Genomic DNA, 17207 nt, shown 5'->3' with positions numbered 1-17207 from the left:
TACACTCGGATACATGATGCATCCCGCTGATCTGCCGGAAACGGTATCCGTTTTTCCATTGCCGGGGGCGCTGTTGTTGCCCCGCTCGCGCCTGCCGCTGCATATTTTCGAGCCGCGCTATCTGCAGATGCTGGACGACGCACTGAAAACGCAGGAGCGGCTGATCGGCATGGTGCAGCCGAACCCATGTCACAGCAACGAAGATAAGCTGCACCAGATCGGCTGTGCTGGGCGTGTGACGCAATTTTCGGAAACCGAAGATGGCCGTTACCTGATTACCCTGACCGGGATTTCACGGTTCCGCGTCCAATCCGAGTTGGACGCCTTTACGCCTTACCGGCGCTGTGCCGTGTCGTGGGGTGGGTTTGATCGGGATTTGGGCCGGGCCGAGATGGACGATAGTTTCGACCGCAGCGCATTTTTGGGCTTGTTGGAACGGTTTTTCGCCTCGCGCCAGCTTTCGACCGATTGGGATACGTTGAAAGACGCAGATGATGAGTTGCTGGTGAATTCACTGTCGATGCTGCTGGATTTCGATCCCGAGGAAAAACAAGCGCTGCTTGAGGCCCCCTGTCTGCGCACCCGGCGCGAGACACTAACGACACTGATAGAATTCGCCATGCGCGGCGGCACGAATGAGGAAAAACTGCAATGACCGAACCCCAACACCCTTTCGACCGGCATATGCTTGAGGCTCTGATTTGTCCGCAGACACACACGACTTTGCACTACGATGCCGACAAGCAGGAACTGGTGTCCAAGGCGGCCAATCTGGCCTTTCCGATCCGAAATGGGATTCCGGTGATGTTGGTCGATGAGGCGCGAGAACTAGACTAAATCGCGCGACCCTGCAGCAGTTTTGGCAGGTCTCCGGTCAGCCCGGCGGCCTCACGCACGAAGCCACGGCGCAGGCCGGGCAGCGATCCCACAATTCCCATTCCAATGTCGCGTCCGATCCGCAGCAGTGGGTTGTCGTTGGAAAACAGCTTGTTGAACACGTCTGTCGCCATAGCCAGCGCCGCCGTGTCGAACCGCCGCCATTCCTGATAGCGTTCCAGCACCAGGACAGATCCGATATCCTCGCCGCGCCGTCCGGCCAGTGTTAGCACCTCGGCCAGAGCCCCGACATCGCGCAGACCCGCGTTCAGGCCTTGCCCCGCGATGGGGTGCATGCCGTGGGCGGCGTCTCCGACCAGGGCCATTCGGTCGCCAATGAAGGAATTGGCGATGGTCAGGTTCAGCGGATAGGTGAACCGGTCGCCCTGCAGGCGGATATCGCCCAGAAAATCTCCGAACCGGGGGCGCAGGACCTGCAGGTACTCGTCTTCGGGCAGGGTGTTGATGTGCTGGGCCGTCTCGGTCCGTTCGCTCCAGACGATCGAACTGCGATTGCCGGTCAGGGGCAGAATGGCTAGCGGGCCGGGTGGCATGAAGAACTGGTGGGCAACGCCGTGGTGGGGCAGGTCATGTTCGATGGCGCAGACCAGTGCGGTCTGGCCGTAATCCCAGCCAGTACGCTTGATGCCCGCCCGCGTGGCGGTCCCGCTGCGGCGACCGTCGCAACCGACCAGCATTGAACCGGTCAGTGTGGTGCCATCGTCCAAGGTCAGCGTCACGCCGGTCGCATCGCAATCCTGCGCGACAACGGTTCTGCCGCTGACTTCTGCGATGCCTTTTTCCTCGGCCATGGCGTTCATAAAGGCGCGGCGCAGGTGACGGTCTTCGACCATGTAGCCCATCGGACCTTCTTCGATCTCGGCATGGTCGAAATGCATGAAGAACGGGGATGGCCCAACGCCTGCATGCCCATCGGTGACCTTGATTTCCAACATCGGCTGGGCGTGTTCGGCCACGCGATCCCAGACCCCGATCGCATCCAACAACCTTTGCGAGGCCAGCGCCAGCGCATAGGCACGCCCATCAAAGGCTGCGTTCTTGCGCACTTTTTCCGCCAGCGCGTCAATCACGGTGACCGAATGGCCGGTCTGCGCCAGTGCCAAAGCCAATGCCGGGCCGTTCAGGCCGCCGCCGACGATCAGGATATCCGAGGTTTGTTCCATGCCCCGCAATATGCGCGCCCATTCGGGATTGTCCATGTGCGGTCCTGTCGCTACCGTCCGTCAAAGCGCAATTTTTTCAAGGGGGCGGTGATGCAGGATTGGCTGACCATGACGGCGTGTGATCTGGGTCGGGGCATCGGTATGGGGCGGATTGACCCGGTGGAATTAACCGAAACATACCTGTCGGCCATCGACGAACATCCCCACAGCGACCGAATCTATGCCCGTGTCACCCATGATCGCGCCAGGTCTGAGGCGGCAGCGGCGCAAGCTCGCGCCAAGCAGGGGCAGCGCCTGTCGCTTTTGGATGGGGTGCCGATCAGTTGGAAAGACCTGTTCGACACTGCCGGTATCGGAACCGAGTCCGGGTCGGCCCTGCTGAAAGGTCGGGTGCCGGAAGCTGACGCGGTCGTGGTGCGCAACGCCACCGCGTTGGGGGCGGTCTGTCTGGGCAAAACCCATATGAGCGAACTGGCTTTTTCCGGCCTTGGTCTGAACCCAATTACTGGCACGCCGCCCTGCGTCGATGATGTGGACGCGGTGCCGGGTGGATCCTCGTCTGGTGCCGGGGCATCGGTGGCCTGGGGATTGGCGGCTGGCGGGATCGGCTCGGACACCGGCGGATCGGTCCGCATCCCCGCGGCCTGGAACAACTTGGTGGGGCTGAAATCCACCGCCGGACGGATCAGCCTGGAAGGTGTAGTGCCTTTGTGCCTGCGATTCGACACCGCCGGTCCGCTGACCCGGTCGGTTGAGGATGCCGCGCATATGCTGGCGCTGTTGGAAGGAGGTACACCGGCGGACCTGCGGGGGGCCAGCCTGAAAGGTCGGCGCTTTGCTGATCTGCAGAACGTCGCCAAGGACGACCTGCGCGATGCGCCCCGCAAAGCTTTTGACGACGCTGTTGACCGGTTGCGCGATGCTGGCGCGGAAATCGTGCCATTGGAAGTGCCCGAACTGGATGAGGCGATGGGGCTTTCGGGCATTCTCTACACCACCGAAGCCTATGGCTTGTGGCGCGACGTGATCGAGGCGAACCCTGACGCCATGTATCCCGAAATTCTGGCTCGGTTCCGTGCAGGCAAGGATACCTCTGGCCCCGATTACGTCGCCGCATGGTCCAAACTGAAAGCCTGCCGGGCCGCTTGGGATGCGGCAACCTCTGGCTTTGACGCCGTTCTGGCCCCGACAGCCCCCATTCTGCCACCGAATCTGGAGCGGTTGATGACGGATCACGACTATTACGTCACCGAAAACCTGCTGGCGCTGCGCAATACGCGGATTGGCAACCTGATGGGGCTTGCAGCCCTGACCCTGCCCACCGGCACCCCCGGTTGTGGGCTGATGATGTTAGGTTATCCGGGCTCGGAAGAAGTGCTTTTGCGACTTGGATCAGCAGCCGAAGCAGCATTGGCCTGAATGCCACAATCCCCTGATTCGGCACCTCTTTGTCTGGACGAAGCGGGGTGCGGCCTGTAATCTGCTAAAAAAACGGGGCGAAAACGATCCCGATATTGAGGCAGCAGTTATGAATTTCCCCGAGCGGTTTTCGAACCTACCGGAATACGCATTTCCGCGTCTGCGCACCCTGCTGGACCACCACCAGCCGGGCGGAGATGTGATTCACATGACCATCGGCGCCCCGATGCATGACTTCCCGGCCTGGGTGACGGATGTGATCATGGAAAACGCTGCTGGGTTTCAGGGCTATCCGCCAAACGAAGGCTCGCCCGAGCTGCGCGGCGCGATCACCGACTGGATCAAGCGCCGCTATGGCGTGGCGATGGACCCCGAAACCAACGTGATGGCGCTGAACGGCACGCGTGAAGGGTTGTATAACGCCGCCATGGCGCTGTGCCCGGAACAGAAGAACGGCCAAAAACCGGTCGTCCTGTGCCCGAACCCGTTTTATCAGGTTTATATGGTCGCCTCGATCTCGGTTGCGGCCGAGCCGGTCTTTGTACCCGCAACCGCCGCAACGGGTCATCTGCCCGATTACGCTGGATTGCCCGAGGACGTGCTGAACCGCACCGCTGTGGCCTATATCTGCTCACCCGCCAACCCGCAGGGGGCCGTTGCCTCGCGCGATTATTGGGCCGAGCTGATCCAATTGGCCGAGAAATACGATTTCCGCATTTTCGCGGATGAGTGTTATTCCGAGATTTATCGCAGTGATGCCCCCGCCGGAGCTCTGACCATAGCGCAGGAACTGGGGGCCGATCCCGAACGGGTCACCCTGTTCAACTCGCTGTCAAAGCGGTCCAATCTGGCAGGGCTGCGGTCCGGCCTGATTGCGGGCGGGCCTGAGACGATCAAACGGGTCAAGCAGTTGCGCAGTTACGCGGGCGCGCCCTTACCAGCCCCCTTGCAGGCCGCAGCGGCACGAGTTTGGGCGGATGAGGCGCATGTGGCCGAGAACCGCGCGCTGTATCAGGAAAAATACGCGATTGCCGATGAGGTATTTGCCAATGTTCAGGGTTATATGCCGCCAGAGGCGGGGTTTTTCCTGTGGCTACCGGTCGAAAACGGTGAAGAAACCGCATTGAAGCTTTGGCAGCAGACCGGGGTACGGGTGCTGCCGGGCGCATATCTTTCTCAAGGCGATCCGGGGCAAAACCCGGGCGAACAATTTATCCGGGTCGCCATGGTGGCCCCAAAAACAGAGATGAAGCGCGGACTGATCATGCTCCGCGACTGCATCTATTCGTGAGGTACGAGGGCAAAATGGCATCTTATAACGCGCGCAACCGCGATCCATTGCTGGACAGCACGACTCAGGCCGCGATTGAGCGGCGCAGCAAAGAGCTGATCGGGATCGCCCTGATCCTGCTGGGGCTGGCCGCCGCCGCGATGATCTGGTCCTACACGCCGGATGATCCGAATTGGATGGTTTCAACGGACGCGCCGGTGCAAAACTGGATGGGGCGGATTGGTGCCTCAATCGCCGCACCGTTGTTCATGATCGTAGGTTGGGGCAGCTGGAGTATCGCGCTGGTGCTGATCGGCTGGGGCGTGCGCTTTGCTGGGCATTTCGGCGAGGAGCGCGCGGTTGGCCGCCTGATCTTTGCGCCGATCTGGATTGCCATAGTCTCGGTCTATGCCGCGACGCTGGTGCCGGGTGAGGCGTGGCGTGCGACCCACAGCTTTGGTCTGGGTGGTCTGTTCGGCGATACTGTAATGGGCGCGCTTCTGACGCTGCTGCCGATTTCCTCGCATTTCATGGTCAAGCTGATGTCACTGGCCATGGCTGCCGGGATGTTGGCGTTGGGTGTTTTTGTGCTGGGTTTCACCAAAGCGGATGTGCGCAAAGGCTTCCGCGCCTTCTTGCTGGGCTTGGTCATGTCCTATGACATGCTGATGAACCTGCTGGGCCGTGGAGCCACTGCCACCGCGCAGGCCGCCCGCGACCGTCGCACGCAGTGGGAGGAACGCAAGGCCGCCCGCACGGAAGCGGCGGAAGCTGTGTTTGAAGATAATCTGGCCTATGCCGATCCCGTGTTCGAAGAGCCGGACTATGACGAACCCGAGCCCGCAAAGCCGGGCTTGTTAGCGCGGATGCCCAGCCTGATCCGCCGTCCCGAGCCGATGATCGAGCCCGAGCTGGTCGATCCTGAACCCGTTGCTGGGTTTGACGAAATGCCGGGTGAGGATCGTATCCGATCCAAGATCTCTGCCGCTGTGCGCAACCGCAAGGTCGCGATCGGCGAAATGACCCCCGAGCCTGATCCGAACCTGCCGCTGACCAAGGGGCGGGGCCGGGGGCCCGATCCGCTGATCCTGAACCCCAGAGGTGGCGACGAGCTACCGCCCGAACCGCCGATGACCTCGGCTGGACTGCCGCCGGAACCGATGCTGACAGCAGAATCCGCGCCAGAGTGGCAGCAAGAACCGCTGCATCAGGACTTTGCGCCCGAGCCGGATTTCGAAGACGAAGCCGTGTTCGAGGACGCGTCCGAACCCGCGCCACAGCAGCGCCCCGCGATGAAAATCCCGGTGGCCGAGCCGCGCAAACCGGTGGTGGCGCAGCCTGTGCGCCGGACCCCGCCGCCCTCGCGACGCGCGCAGGCCGAGGCGCAGCCGACCCTGTCATTCGAGGAGCGGCATTCCGATTTCGAATTGCCGCCGCTGAGCCTGTTGTCCAACCCCGCCAGCATTCAGCGCCATCACCTTAGCGACGAGGCGTTGGAAGAAAACGCGCGGATGCTTGAAAACGTGCTGGATGACTATGGCGTCAAGGGTGAGATCACCAGCGTTCGCCCAGGCCCGGTTGTCACCATGTACGAACTGGAACCGGCGCCGGGCCTGAAAGCCAGCCGTGTGATCGGTCTGGCCGACGACATCGCACGTTCGATGTCGGCGTTGTCGGCACGGGTTTCGACTCTGCCGGGCCGCTCGGTGATCGGGATCGAACTGCCGAATGAAAACCGTGAGATGGTGGTTCTGCGCGAAATTCTGGCCAGCCGAGATTTTGGTGACGGTAACCATGCGCTGCCTCTGGCGTTGGGCAAGGATATCGGTGGCGAGTCCGTTGTGGCGAACCTGGCCAAGATGCCTCACTTGCTGATCGCGGGGACCACCGGGTCCGGTAAGTCGGTAGCGATCAACACCATGATCCTGTCGCTGTTGTACAAGTTGTCACCGGACGAATGCCGCCTGATCATGATCGATCCGAAGATGTTGGAACTGTCAGTTTATGACGGCATCCCGCATCTGCTGTCGCCCGTTGTAACCGACCCGAAAAAGGCGGTTGTGGCCCTGAAATGGGTCGTGGGCGAGATGGAGGACCGCTATCGCAAGATGTCCAAGATGGGCGTGCGTAATATCGCGGGCTACAACGGCCGTGTGAAGGACGCGTTGGCCAAGGGCGAGTTGTTCAGCCGCACGGTCCAGACCGGGTTCGATGACGAAACCGGCGAACCGATGTTCGAGACCGAAGAATTCGCCCCCGAGTCGATGCCCTATATCGTTGTCATCGTCGACGAGATGGCCGACCTGATGATGGTCGCGGGCAAAGAGATCGAAGCTTGCATTCAGCGTCTGGCGCAAATGGCGCGGGCCTCGGGCATTCACTTGATCATGGCTACGCAGCGTCCCTCGGTCGATGTGATCACCGGTACGATCAAGGCGAACTTCCCGACCCGGATTTCGTTCCAGGTAACCTCGAAAGTCGACAGCCGCACCATTCTGGGCGAAATGGGTGCTGAACAACTGCTGGGGCAGGGCGATATGCTGTATATGGCCGGTGGGGCCAAGATCACCCGCTGCCACGGGCCATTTGTCTCGGACGAAGAGGTCGAAGAAATCGTCAACCACCTGAAACAGTTCGGCCCGCCGGATTACATGAGCGGCGTTGTCGATGGACCGGCAGATGAGAAGGCTGACAATATCGATGCCGTTCTGGGTCTGAACACGGGCGGCAATACGAACGGCGAAGATGCCCTCTATGATCAGGCCGTGGCGATTGTGATCAAGGATCGCAAATGTTCGACCTCATACATCCAGCGGAAACTTGCCATTGGCTACAACAAGGCCGCGCGGTTGGTTGAGCAGATGGAGGACGAAGGCGTTGTTTCTTCTGCAAATCACGTCGGAAAGCGGGAAATCCTCGTCCCCGAGCAGTAGGATATTTAATAACAAGGGCAAAGCGCTTATCTGGGTTTTATGAAACAGATTGCTTTTGCCCTTGCTCTGACCCTGGCCGCACCTGCCGCCTGGGCGGCCGACAAACTGCCATTGTCGCAGATATCCAATTATCTGAACGGTCTGAATACCGTTGAGACGACATTCACTCAGGTCAATGATGACGGCTCGTTGAGTACCGGCAAGCTGTGGATGCAGCGGCCGGGCAAGATGCGGTTCGAATATGATCCGCCCAACAGTGCCGTTGTTCTGGCCAATACGGGCACGGTGCAAATTTTTGACCCCAAGTCGAACCAGCCGCCCGAGCAATACCCGCTGAATCGGACACCGCTGTCACTGGTGCTGGCGCGTAACGTGAACTTGGGGCAGGCAAATATGGTTGTGGCTCATGACTTCGACGGCACCGCCACAGTTGTCACCGCCCAAGACCCGAAAAACCCCGATAGCGGACGGATCGAACTGATGTTCACCGACAACCCGGTTGAGCTGCGCAAATGGGTGATCCATGACAATGCGGGCACGAAAACAACTGTGCTGTTGGGTCAACTGGATACAGACAGCAACCTAAGCCGAGATCTGTTTACCAAAGCGAAAAGAAGCGGGTCAGGCAATCGCTGACCCGCGTTCTGGTCAATAGCGGCAACCGGACAGTTGCGCTTGGTAAAGTTTGGCGCGCGCATCCACATCATTGGCGACATTCAGCAACCAGGTCTTGCTATAGTGGCTGCCCCGGGCATAACCGGTGTGGCCTTCGTGATAGGCTAGATACTGGTTGCGGGTGTCGCTGGGGTGAATGCCGTTCCGCTGATAACTTTTGTTCATATACCAGCCGATAAAGTCAGACGCATCGCGGATACGGTCGCGCTTGGCCCGGCGCTTGCCGGTCTCGCGCTGGTATTCATCCCAGGTGCCATCCAACGCTTGGCTGAAGCCATATGCGCTGCTCTGCCGGCCCATCGGAATCACACCCAGAACGTAATTATGCGGCGTGCGTGCGTCATGCTTATAGCGGCTTTCCTGATAGATCGTCGCCATTTGTACATGAACCGGGACGCCCCATTTGCGCTCGGTGCTCTTAAAGGCCTTCATATAATCGGGCCGTTCGCGCGCAATGCTGCACGCGTCATTCAATTTGCTGGGTGGTTGCTTGGACCCACCACCACAGGATGCCAAAAGCAGCACCCCGAAGAGTACGATAAGAATTCTGCTCATGTGCCTCGTGCCTTTTTTCTTTATTCTAGCGCAGATTGAGCGTTTAGGGAATCACAATCGCTACAGAATAATCGCGAGAATTATAGGTAATGCGCCCACGGACAACGCTGTTGAGACCATGACCATCCCGGCAACCGCGTCGGAATCGGCATCGAACCGCTCGGCCAGCAAGTAAGAGGTTACTGCCACCGGAGTACACATCTGCAGCACCAGAACGCCAAAGGCCACGGCTTCGAGTTTGAAGATCAGCGCAACAGACCAGCCCAGGGCGAAACAGACAGCCAGTTTAAGAAACGACAGCCAGACCGCCTGACTCAGCCGGTGCGTTGTCAGCCGCGCAACAGCCACGCCCAGCGTTATCAGCATCAGGGGCACTGCCATCTGGCCCAACAATTCCAATGTGTTAGTCAGAAACAGGGGCGTCTGCCATCCGCGCCACAAAAACAGCGCCCCCAATAGGGTGGCCCAGACCATCGGTTCGCGCACGACTTTGCCGAACGCGCCTTTTCCGGCCACAAGGTAGATGCCGTAAGTAAACGAAAACAACGCTGTTACTGACAGGAAAATGACCGCATAGCCCAACCCGGCCTGGCCAAAGGCGAAAATGCACAAAGGAAGACCCAAATTTCCGGTATTTCCGAATATCAGCGGCGAAAGATAGGTGCGCTGTTCAAGTTTCAGCCCCCGGACGATCAGCCAGAAGACCGCTGCCATCACCAGATTAGCAACGATTGTCGCAACGGTAAAACGGGAAAGATCGCCGCCCGGAATGTCGGTTTGCATCAGCGCCACAAAGATCAGGCTGGGCACAGCAAGGGTCATGGCAAAGCGGGTGACGAATTGCAGGCGATACTCAAATCCCAGCTTGACCCATGCAAAGCCGATGCCCGCCAGAATAAAGACCGGGGCCACGATTTCGAATACTGTCAGCAAGAGGTTCACAGACTGTTTCCCTTATTTACGGATCAATGATTGGCATTTCGGCCCGGAAAGAGGTAGTAAGTTCAATGGGGGCATAAACTATGCTGAAGACACACGCCAAGTACGGTCTGGGACAGGTCGTCCGTCATAAAAAACATCCCTTCCGAGGGGTGATTTTTGACGTGGACCCCGAGTTTGCGAACACGGAAGAATGGTATCAGGCCATCCCCGAAGACAGCCGCCCGATCAAGGACCAACCTTTTTACCACTTGTTGGCGGAAAACGATCAATCCTTCTATGTGGCTTATGTTTCTGAACAAAATCTGGTCGCCGACCAATCGGGTGAGCCGGTTGAACACCCCGATATTCCCGATATGTTCGGTCCGTTCGAAAACGGCGCCTATCCGCTCCACTTCCATCTGAACTAAGGGTGCTTGGCCGGGTGTCGGCCCGTCAGTACCCAAGGGCGCACCCGTCTTTTCGCGGGTCGCTTGCGCCTTGAAGAACGCCATCCTCACAGATTCGAATGGCTTGTGCGCCGCCCAACGGCGTTTCTGGAATCTCTACAGTGTGCCCTAAATCACGTAATTGTTGGACGGTGCTGGGCGAAATTCCGCGTTCCAGCTTTAATACGCCATTGTCGGCAAAGGCGCGCGGTGCCTCAATGCTGTCCTGAAGGCCCAACCCGTGGTCCGTCAAATTTGACACAAACCGGGCGTGGCCGGTGGGTTGATAGGCGCCACCCATCACGCCGAACGGCATCAGCACACGACCTTTTTGCGTCAACAGTCCCGGAATGATTGTGTGCATGGGGCGTTTGCCGCCGCCCAGTTCATTCGGATGACCCGATTGCAGGGTAAAGCCTGCGCCTCGGTTTTGTAGCAGAATGCCGTATTTTTCGGATGCGATCCCCGAACCGAAGCTGTGAAAGATGGAATAGATCAGCGAAACCGCCATTCTGTCCCGATCCACAACGGTGATATAGACGGTGTCCTTGTGAATAGCCTCGGTCAGCGGGGCGGTGGCGGGCATGGCGCGTTTCGGGTCGATTAGCGCGGCCAGCCTGTCGGCCACATCCTGATCCGTGAACCGATCCGCATGTGTTGTATGATCGGGATCGGCGATAAAGCGGTTGCGCGCGTCATAGGCGAGTTTCGAGGCTTCTGCCTCGATATGCAGACGCTGCGCCCCGAACGGGTCCATGCTGGCAAGGTCGAAGTTCTTGAGGATATTCAGCAAAAGAATGGCCGTGGCGCCCTGGCCATTTGGAGGATGTTCAACCAAACCCAACCCATTGTAGTCACCACTGACAGGCTGTGTTTCAGTGCATGCGGTGGCCAGAAAATCCTCAATCGTGTGAACGCCGCCCAGTTGGGTGAGTGCAGCGACCATGTCCTCGGCAATGTCACCAGAGTAAAACGCATCCCGCCCGGTACGAGCAATCTGGCGCAAGACTTCGGCTTGCCCTCGAGAGCGAAACACCTGCCCAGTCTTAGGAGCACTGTCATTGATCAGGTATTGCGTCCGCGCGGCCCCCTGTAGAATGGCTGCCCCCGTTTCCCAATCAAACGCCACCCTTGGGGCAACCGGCACCCCAGCTTCGGCATAGTGAATGGCGGGTTGCAAAATGGCCTCAAGCCCCAGTTTGCCTTCGGTTTGCGCCAGATGACAGAACGCATCGACGGCGCCGGGAACGGTTACAGCGTCTGCTGTGTTCAAAGGCACTTTTGTCAGCCCCTGCGACCGCAGTTTTTCTGCGTTAGCTGCTGCAGGCGCGCGGCCCGAACCATTCAGGGCGCGTATCTGATCCTCACCCGCCCGGTTGTACAGCACGAAACAATCGCCGCCCAGCCCGGTCATCTGAGGTTCACAAATACCCAACAACACCGCCCCGGCGATGGCGGCATCCATTGCGTTGCCACCCTGGGTAAGAATGTCCACAGCGACCTTTGCGGCCAAGGGATGCGACGTGGCGCACATCCCTTCGGTCGCCAGAACTTCGGATCGACCCGGTGAGTGAAAATCCCGCATGACATTATTCCCCGATTGAACGCGCCGAAGGTATCGCGCAGTCCGGGGTTGTCCAGTCAAATGAAAGGGAAGTTCCTCGGCGCCGTTCACTGGGTGGGGGCTGTGACACGTGGCGCCGAGGGAAGCTATCTGAGCTACAGGTACTGTTTTGCCCTTTGTTTGGGGCGTTACAATGGTTCGATCTGGGCCTTATTGTGACGTTTTCTTGCCGTCAGACAGGTTCTGGAAAGTCAAAGCGCAACGACAGCCGGTTGCAGCCATTGCTTCGTTCATAGCGGATATCGCTGGTCAGTTCATGGATTAGAAACCAACCGAACCCACCTTCGGGCAGGTCTTCGACCGTCGATCCCAGTGATGCCGGGATGCCGTCAGGTACCCGAAATCCGGGTAACGGGTTGCCGGTGTCCGAGATCAGAATCTCAAGCCAGTTCTGCTGCAGGCGGCACCGAACCTTCACCTTGGCCGGAGTTATGTCGGCATAGGCGTGTTCGACCACATTATTGATTGCTTCGGCCAGCGCGATTTTTACATCACCCGCCTTGTGCGCCGGAAGCCCATGCGTCGCCAACCCCCGGCTGAGTTGCGCGATCCCGTCACTGGCCTCAGTCTCAGTTGCTGCGAAGCTCAGATCTAAACACTTGCCGTTGTACATGGGCATCGCGCCTATTCAGATAGTCAATTAGGTCAATCCGCGGAGGTCGACAGGGCATCATCCAGGGTTGGATACAGTTTGAACACCGTGTCCATACGGGTCAGGCGGAAAACCTTTTCAACAAAAGGGTGCAGCCCTGCAAGGTCCAGCCTGCGCTCATTTCCAAGCTGTTTCATCGAGGCGACGATGGCACCCAAGCCACTTGAATCTATGAACTCGACACTGGTCAGGTCCAGCACTACGCGCGTGGCCCCGCCTTCGGCCTGATTGCGCATATCTTCCTTGAACTGGATGGCCATGGCCGCATCAATCCGGTCGGAATGCACTTTGATAATTTGGGTTGCGTCGGTCGTTGTGCTGGTCAAGGCCATGCGCGACGGTCCTCTAATATGAAACTCGCTAGTAGAAATACGCTAGACGACAATTCTTACCATTCGGTATCCATCAAAGCTGAAAGAGGAGGATCATCGCGATGAAACAGGTTGTTATCGCGGGGGCGGCGCGGACGCCCATGGGCGGGTTTCAGGGTATGTTCGACGGTATCGCCGCTGCTGAATTGGGCGGGAGCGCCATTCGTGCTGCGCTGCACGGCGCGGGCGCTGATACGGTCGACGAAGTGCTGATGGGCTGTGTTCTGCCCGCCGGCCAGGGCCAGGCCCCGGCACGACAGGCCGGATTTGCGGCGGGATTGGGTGAAGAGGTGCCCGCAACAACCCTGAACAAGATGTGCGGGTCGGGAATGAAGGCTGCCATGATTGCCTTTGACCAGATTGCTCTGGGTCACGCTGATACGATGATCGCAGGTGGCATGGAGAGTATGACCAACGCCCCTTACCTGTTGCCGAAAATGCGCGGCGGTGCGCGCATCGGGCATGGTCAGGTGGTTGACCATATGTTTCTGGACGGCCTCGAGGACGCCTATGACAAAGGCCGCCTGATGGGTACCTTCGCCGAGGATTGCGCCGAAGCCTATCAATTCACGCGAGAATCGCAGGACGAATACGCGCTGCAGTCGCTTTCCAATGCCCTGTCTGCACAGGAAAGTGGTGCCTTCGAGGGTGAGATCACACCTGTTACCTCCAAGACCCGCAAGGGCGAGGTCACTTTTGCCCAAGATGAACAGCCGCAATCCGCCCGGCCAGATAAAATCCCGACGCTGAAACCTGCCTTTCGTAAGGATGGGACGGTCACGGCAGCCAATTCGTCATCGATTTCTGACGGGGCAGCCGCGTTGCTACTGGCTTCGGCTGAGGCGGCCGAAGCGCAGGGCCTGACTGTGCGTGCCCGGATCATTGGTCATGCCAGCCACGCGCAGGCCCCGGGTTTGTTCACGACCGCGCCGGTTCCGGCCGCACAGAAACTACTGTCGAATATCGGCTGGTCCAAAGATGACGTCGACCTGTGGGAGGTGAACGAGGCCTTTGCCGTTGTACCCATGGCCTTTATGCACGAAATGGGCCTGTCGCGCGACAAGGTGAACGTAAATGGCGGGGCCTGCGCTTTGGGGCATCCAATCGGCGCCTCGGGCGCTCGGATCATGGTCACTCTGCTCAACGCGCTGGAAAAGCGGAACCTCAAACGCGGCGTGGCTGCCATCTGCATCGGTGGCGGCGAAGGCACGGCCATCGCCATCGAACGCGTTTGACGCTTGGGTTTATTCCACATACTGCGGGATGAACCTTTTCCAAAGAGCTCAATCATGACCGCCGATTACGACACGCTTGCTAAAACCATCGCCGCCTTGACCGAAGGTGAAACGGATCAGGTTGCCCTAATGGCGACAATTACCTGCGAGGTGCATCACGCCGATGACCGGTTCGACTGGACTGGCTTTTACCGCGTGACCCAGCCCGGTTTGTTAAAGATCGGTCCCTATCAGGGTGGGCATGGCTGTTTGGTCATCCCGTTCGACCGGGGCGTCTGTGGTGCTGCCGCGCGGACTGGCGAAGTGCAGCTTGTGCCGGATGTCGAAGCCTTTCCGGGTCACATCGCCTGTGCGACGTCCACCCGGTCAGAATTGGTGCTGCCAGTGCGGGACGCATCGGGAAAGGTGGTAGCGGTGTTCGACATCGACAGCAATCAGCCGGACGCATTTACCGATCAGGACGCCACAGCGCTTGGCGCCATTCTGACCGACGTCTTTGCAAGATGAATTCAGCCGGGACATGTCCCGGCTGATTAATGTTCAAAAAGGGTCGCGATTTATCAGCTTGCCAGGATCTTGGCCTTTTGCGCGGCGAATTCCTCTTCCGTCAGATGGCCGCTCTCCTTGAGCTTGGCTAGCCGTTCCAATTCATCCGCGGCGGATACGCTCGCGACCGAGCGGATGTAATCCTTCTGCGCCTCTTCTATCTGATTCATGGTCTCGACATTGTGCTGGTGCATCTTATCCCCGCGCACGATGAGATAGCACAGCACGCCCAACCAGGGGATCAGGATCACAAAGGCGATCCACAACGCTTTGCCTCCGCCGCTCAGGTCCTTTGAGCGGAAGACATCGGCAACGACCGAAATCATCACCCAGAACCAGGCAACCATCAGGAACAACCAGAAGATTGACCAGACTATATCGAAGAAACCGATCCCATTTTCCATATTCATCCAACCCTTTGCATAAAAAATAGAAATCTCTGCGCACAGAGACACCTATTTGTAACAGACAGTTGGCGATATGGTTAGATATTGTTTTAGGTGAATATAATATTTTTACAGTAGTTTTTCCGAGGCTTCGGTCATCACCAAGAATATTAGAGTCATTTGAACGCCAGTTATCGCGAACAGCCAGACTGAGAACCCGCGTTTGCGGGTTTTGTGCCTGAAAATCCATCGCCCGACCACTGCGCCGGGGCTGCCACCAAGCGCGGCCAGCCATAATAGGCGGCGTTCCGGCACCCGGTTTTTGCGCCGTCGCGCGCGGGCCTTGTCCCAGCCAAAGGCCAATAGTGTCAGGGTGTTGATCCCCCATAAATAGATCACTGCAATCCACATGCGAAAGGCATACCAAGCAAACTGATCAAGTGAAATGAAAAAACTCTTGGAAATTTCATGATTCTCAGCCATCGTGAAAAAGGAGAGGAAATTTTCACAAGAATCGGAGCGGCCCTGGTGAATACCCAAGCCCCCCACAGCGCGACACTTGGTGCGGATATCCGCGCCCTGCGCAAGGCGCGAGGGTTGACCTTGACCGAGATTGCAGCGCGGCTGAACCGGTCGGTCGGATGGCTCAGCCAGGTTGAGCGCGACATGTCCGATCCCTCGATCTCGGACCTGCGCCAGATTGCTGAGTGTCTGGGTGTGCCGATGTCGATGCTGTTTGCGCATTCCTCGGTGCCGGTGGCCGAACAGGGTTATGTGGTGCGCGCCGGATCGCGCCGTCCGATGGGTTCGGGTGAGGAAGGGTTGATCGAAGAATTGCTTTCGCCCGATCTGACTGATGATTTCGAGATGGTACATTCCACATTCGAGCCCCGCTCCAGCATGCAGAAACCGGCCAATCGGCCGACGCAAGAGGTTGGTTACATGATCTCTGGCCGATTGGATCTGACCATAGGCTCCAACCAGTTCACGGTGGGGCCGGGTGACAGTTTCCGCATCCGGCATGAACCCTATCAATGGGCCAACCCCTATGATGAGCCCGCCGTGGCCATCTGGGTCATCGCCCCGCCGGTGTACTGATGAGTTTCGAGGCCTGGACCATATTCGCGCTGTTTTGGGTAGTGTTCGTAACGACGCCGGGGCCGAATGCGGTCAATTGTATTTCGAATGGGATGAGCCTGCCGTTTCCAAAGGCGATGCTTAGCGTTCTGGCAATCCTGACGCAGGCCAGCGCGTTTCTGATTCTGTCGGCGCTGGGTGTGACCGCGCTGATCGCGGCCTCTCCAACCGGGTTCTTCATCGCAAAGCTGGTGGGCGCGGGTTTCCTGATCTGGGTGGGTATTCGCGGCTGGATGAATGCTACGAAACCAGCGCCAGCTTCGGAACGGCCTGCACGTCATGTCTATCTGCACGCGCTGGCCGTGGCGACGATCAACCCCAAAAGCGTGGCGGGATATCTGGCGGCCTTTTCGCAATTCGTGCAGCCCGAGGTGCCGATCTGGCAGCAGATGGGGGTTATCATGCCCACCGCGCTGGTCATCACCACGCTCAGCTATACCGGGTTCACCTTGCTAGGTGCGCTTATGGGCAAGGCGGCACTGGGGGCGGTGTTCAACATCTGGGTGCGCCGGGTCATGGCGACCTGTTTCATCATCTATGGCGTGTTGCTGGGGGCCAGCTCCACGCCCGCAACAAGGGGGTAATGACATGCAAGCCGGTTCCTGCCTGTGCGGCGCGGTCGCGTTCACGATTGACGGAGAGTTGTCGCCGCCCTCGGCCTGCCATTGCGGTCAGTGCCGCAAGCAATCAGGGCATTATTGGTCTTCGACCTCGACCCATCAGGACAACCTCAGCTTTGCTGCCAGCGATACGCTGAACTGGTTCCGTGCCTCGGACATTGCTCGGCGTGGCTTTTGCAACGCCTGCGGTTCGTTCCTGTTTTGGCAGCACAATGACGAAGACACGATTTCGATTTCCATGGGCGCACTGGATGAGCCCACAGGACTGCACCTCGCCCGGCATATCTTTGTCGCTGATAAGGGCGATTACTACAACATCACAGACGATCTGCCCCAACGGGCACAGTAACAAGGATC

The 17207-nt window shown here is 58.7% G+C and carries 20 protein-coding genes; 12 read left to right on the top strand and 8 right to left on the bottom strand.

The genetic code is table 11. The annotated features are described in order from the left end of the window. The first annotated feature begins 13 nt into the window (after positions 1 to 13). Together ACR0DL_RS18580 and ACR0DL_RS18575 are read left to right on the top strand one after the other, a co-directional pair. A complete protein-coding gene (locus tag ACR0DL_RS18580; protein WP_170362347.1) occupies positions 14 to 655 on the top strand; it encodes an LON peptidase substrate-binding domain-containing protein in 642 nt (213 codons plus the stop codon). Then, positions 652 to 837: a Trm112 family protein gene (locus ACR0DL_RS18575; protein ID WP_170351047.1), complete on the top strand. Its 186-nt coding sequence runs from the start codon at positions 652 to 654 to the stop codon at positions 835 to 837. Before ACR0DL_RS18580 ends, ACR0DL_RS18575 begins: the two co-directional genes overlap by 4 nt. Here ACR0DL_RS18575 and ACR0DL_RS18570 read toward each other — a convergent pair. Beyond that, complete coding sequence (locus tag ACR0DL_RS18570; RefSeq protein WP_480690685.1) at positions 834 to 2096, bottom strand: FAD-dependent monooxygenase; 1263 nt, start codon at positions 2094 to 2096, stop codon at positions 834 to 836. The two genes, ACR0DL_RS18575 and ACR0DL_RS18570, sit on opposite strands and share 4 nt — an antisense overlap. A gap of 54 nt (positions 2097 to 2150) precedes the next feature. On the opposite strand from ACR0DL_RS18570, the gene ACR0DL_RS18565 reads away from it, so the two are divergent. The 4 genes from ACR0DL_RS18565 to ACR0DL_RS18550 all read left to right on the top strand — a co-directional run bounded on the left by ACR0DL_RS18565 (position 2151) and on the right by ACR0DL_RS18550 (position 8318). After that, positions 2151 to 3479 (top strand): amidase, encoded by a 1329-nt coding sequence (locus tag ACR0DL_RS18565; RefSeq protein WP_480690683.1) that lies wholly within the window; start codon positions 2151 to 2153, stop codon positions 3477 to 3479. 109 nt (positions 3480 to 3588) lie between these two features. Further along, positions 3589 to 4770 carry an aminotransferase class I/II-fold pyridoxal phosphate-dependent enzyme gene (locus ACR0DL_RS18560; RefSeq protein ID WP_480690681.1) on the top strand — a complete coding sequence of 394 codons (1182 nt, stop codon included), beginning with the start codon at positions 3589 to 3591 and terminating at the stop codon, positions 4768 to 4770. Positions 4771 to 4784: 14 nt separating this feature from the next. Continuing rightward, positions 4785 to 7682 carry a DNA translocase FtsK gene (locus ACR0DL_RS18555; RefSeq protein WP_480690679.1) on the top strand — a complete coding sequence of 966 codons (2898 nt, stop codon included), beginning with the start codon at positions 4785 to 4787 and terminating at the stop codon, positions 7680 to 7682. A 39-nt stretch (positions 7683 to 7721) separates the two neighbouring features. Next, positions 7722 to 8318 carry a LolA family protein gene (locus ACR0DL_RS18550; RefSeq protein WP_170362343.1) on the top strand — a complete coding sequence of 199 codons (597 nt, stop codon included), beginning with the start codon at positions 7722 to 7724 and terminating at the stop codon, positions 8316 to 8318. Positions 8319 to 8330: 12 nt separating this feature from the next. Here the strand turns inward: ACR0DL_RS18550 and ACR0DL_RS18545 are convergent, their stop codons facing one another. After that, the gene (locus ACR0DL_RS18545; protein ID WP_170351042.1) at positions 8331 to 8912 is read right to left on the bottom strand and encodes a transglycosylase SLT domain-containing protein; all 582 of its coding nucleotides are present in this window, start codon (positions 8910 to 8912) and stop codon (positions 8331 to 8333) included. A gap of 60 nt (positions 8913 to 8972) precedes the next feature. Further along, a complete protein-coding gene (locus tag ACR0DL_RS18540) occupies positions 8973 to 9854 on the bottom strand; it encodes an AEC family transporter (RefSeq protein WP_480690677.1) in 882 nt (293 codons plus the stop codon). Between the two features lie 80 nt (positions 9855 to 9934). Between ACR0DL_RS18540 and hspQ the strand changes: the two genes are divergently transcribed. Then, a complete protein-coding gene (gene hspQ, locus ACR0DL_RS18535; protein WP_170398253.1) occupies positions 9935 to 10261 on the top strand; it encodes a heat shock protein HspQ in 327 nt (108 codons plus the stop codon). Between the two features lie 25 nt (positions 10262 to 10286). Here hspQ and ACR0DL_RS18530 read toward each other — a convergent pair whose 3' ends face one another. From ACR0DL_RS18530 to ACR0DL_RS18520, 3 genes are all read right to left on the bottom strand, one after another. Further along, entirely contained in the window at positions 10287 to 11864 is a 1578-nt protein-coding gene (locus tag ACR0DL_RS18530) for a gamma-glutamyltransferase family protein (RefSeq protein ID WP_480690675.1), read from the bottom strand. 211 nt (positions 11865 to 12075) lie between these two features. Then, positions 12076 to 12516 (bottom strand): ATP-binding protein, encoded by a 441-nt coding sequence (locus ACR0DL_RS18525; RefSeq protein ID WP_480690673.1) that lies wholly within the window; start codon positions 12514 to 12516, stop codon positions 12076 to 12078. Positions 12517 to 12548: 32 nt separating this feature from the next. Beyond that, complete coding sequence (locus ACR0DL_RS18520) at positions 12549 to 12887, bottom strand: STAS domain-containing protein (RefSeq protein WP_170362337.1); 339 nt, start codon at positions 12885 to 12887, stop codon at positions 12549 to 12551. 101 nt (positions 12888 to 12988) lie between these two features. Between ACR0DL_RS18520 and ACR0DL_RS18515 the strand changes: the two genes are divergently transcribed. Beyond that, positions 12989 to 14161 (top strand): acetyl-CoA C-acyltransferase, encoded by a 1173-nt coding sequence (locus ACR0DL_RS18515; protein ID WP_170398261.1) that lies wholly within the window; start codon positions 12989 to 12991, stop codon positions 14159 to 14161. Between the two features lie 54 nt (positions 14162 to 14215). Then, positions 14216 to 14668 carry a GAF domain-containing protein gene (locus ACR0DL_RS18510; protein WP_170351035.1) on the top strand — a complete coding sequence of 151 codons (453 nt, stop codon included), beginning with the start codon at positions 14216 to 14218 and terminating at the stop codon, positions 14666 to 14668. A 53-nt stretch (positions 14669 to 14721) separates the two neighbouring features. Here ACR0DL_RS18510 and ACR0DL_RS18505 read toward each other — a convergent pair whose 3' ends face one another. Both ACR0DL_RS18505 and ACR0DL_RS18500 read right to left on the bottom strand, forming a co-directional pair. After that, entirely contained in the window at positions 14722 to 15117 is a 396-nt protein-coding gene (locus tag ACR0DL_RS18505) for an SHOCT domain-containing protein (protein WP_170378302.1), read from the bottom strand. Positions 15118 to 15222: 105 nt separating this feature from the next. After that, the gene (locus ACR0DL_RS18500; RefSeq protein ID WP_480690671.1) at positions 15223 to 15492 is read right to left on the bottom strand and encodes a DUF1294 domain-containing protein; all 270 of its coding nucleotides are present in this window, start codon (positions 15490 to 15492) and stop codon (positions 15223 to 15225) included. A 129-nt stretch (positions 15493 to 15621) separates the two neighbouring features. Between ACR0DL_RS18500 and ACR0DL_RS18495 the strand changes: the two genes are divergently transcribed. Genes ACR0DL_RS18495 through ACR0DL_RS18485 form a run of 3 tightly spaced genes read left to right on the top strand, consistent with a single transcriptional unit; the run spans position 15622 to position 17199 of the window. Then, positions 15622 to 16191, top strand: a complete 570-nt coding sequence (locus ACR0DL_RS18495; protein WP_170398267.1) for a helix-turn-helix domain-containing protein — start codon at positions 15622 to 15624, stop codon at positions 16189 to 16191. After that, positions 16191 to 16814: a LysE family translocator gene (locus ACR0DL_RS18490; RefSeq protein ID WP_170351032.1), complete on the top strand. Its 624-nt coding sequence runs from the start codon at positions 16191 to 16193 to the stop codon at positions 16812 to 16814. Before ACR0DL_RS18495 ends, ACR0DL_RS18490 begins: the two co-directional genes overlap by 1 nt. 4 nt (positions 16815 to 16818) lie before the next feature. Beyond that, positions 16819 to 17199, top strand: coding sequence for a GFA family protein (locus ACR0DL_RS18485; protein WP_480638086.1), 381 nt, complete (start codon positions 16819 to 16821; stop codon positions 17197 to 17199). Positions 17200 to 17207: the final 8 nt, after the last annotated feature.

This window comes from Ruegeria sp. BB5, assembly GCF_056539405.1.
The sequence above is the reverse complement of the archived record's forward strand: the minus strand, read 5'-3'. Positions and strand labels throughout refer to the sequence as shown.

Coding starts and splice junctions, on each gene's coding strand:
- ACR0DL_RS18580 (WP_170362347.1), top strand. CDS start 14: ATGATGCATCCCGCTGATCTGCCGGAAACGGTATCCGTTTTTCCATTG.
- ACR0DL_RS18575 (WP_170351047.1), top strand. CDS start 652: ATGACCGAACCCCAACACCCTTTCGACCGGCATATGCTTGAGGCTCTG.
- ACR0DL_RS18570 (WP_480690685.1), bottom strand. CDS start 2,096: ATGGACAATCCCGAATGGGCGCGCATATTGCGGGGCATGGAACAAACC.
- ACR0DL_RS18565 (WP_480690683.1), top strand. CDS start 2,151: ATGCAGGATTGGCTGACCATGACGGCGTGTGATCTGGGTCGGGGCATC.
- ACR0DL_RS18560 (WP_480690681.1), top strand. CDS start 3,589: ATGAATTTCCCCGAGCGGTTTTCGAACCTACCGGAATACGCATTTCCG.
- ACR0DL_RS18555 (WP_480690679.1), top strand. CDS start 4,785: ATGGCATCTTATAACGCGCGCAACCGCGATCCATTGCTGGACAGCACG.
- ACR0DL_RS18550 (WP_170362343.1), top strand. CDS start 7,722: ATGAAACAGATTGCTTTTGCCCTTGCTCTGACCCTGGCCGCACCTGCC.
- ACR0DL_RS18545 (WP_170351042.1), bottom strand. CDS start 8,912: ATGAGCAGAATTCTTATCGTACTCTTCGGGGTGCTGCTTTTGGCATCC.
- hspQ (WP_170398253.1), top strand. CDS start 9,935: ATGCTGAAGACACACGCCAAGTACGGTCTGGGACAGGTCGTCCGTCAT.
- ACR0DL_RS18530 (WP_480690675.1), bottom strand. CDS start 11,864: ATGCGGGATTTTCACTCACCGGGTCGATCCGAAGTTCTGGCGACCGAA.
- ACR0DL_RS18525 (WP_480690673.1), bottom strand. CDS start 12,516: ATGTACAACGGCAAGTGTTTAGATCTGAGCTTCGCAGCAACTGAGACT.
- ACR0DL_RS18520 (WP_170362337.1), bottom strand. CDS start 12,887: ATGGCCTTGACCAGCACAACGACCGACGCAACCCAAATTATCAAAGTG.
- ACR0DL_RS18515 (WP_170398261.1), top strand. CDS start 12,989: ATGAAACAGGTTGTTATCGCGGGGGCGGCGCGGACGCCCATGGGCGGG.
- ACR0DL_RS18510 (WP_170351035.1), top strand. CDS start 14,216: ATGACCGCCGATTACGACACGCTTGCTAAAACCATCGCCGCCTTGACC.
- ACR0DL_RS18505 (WP_170378302.1), bottom strand. CDS start 15,117: ATGAATATGGAAAATGGGATCGGTTTCTTCGATATAGTCTGGTCAATC.
- ACR0DL_RS18490 (WP_170351032.1), top strand. CDS start 16,191: ATGAGTTTCGAGGCCTGGACCATATTCGCGCTGTTTTGGGTAGTGTTC.
- ACR0DL_RS18485 (WP_480638086.1), top strand. CDS start 16,819: ATGCAAGCCGGTTCCTGCCTGTGCGGCGCGGTCGCGTTCACGATTGAC.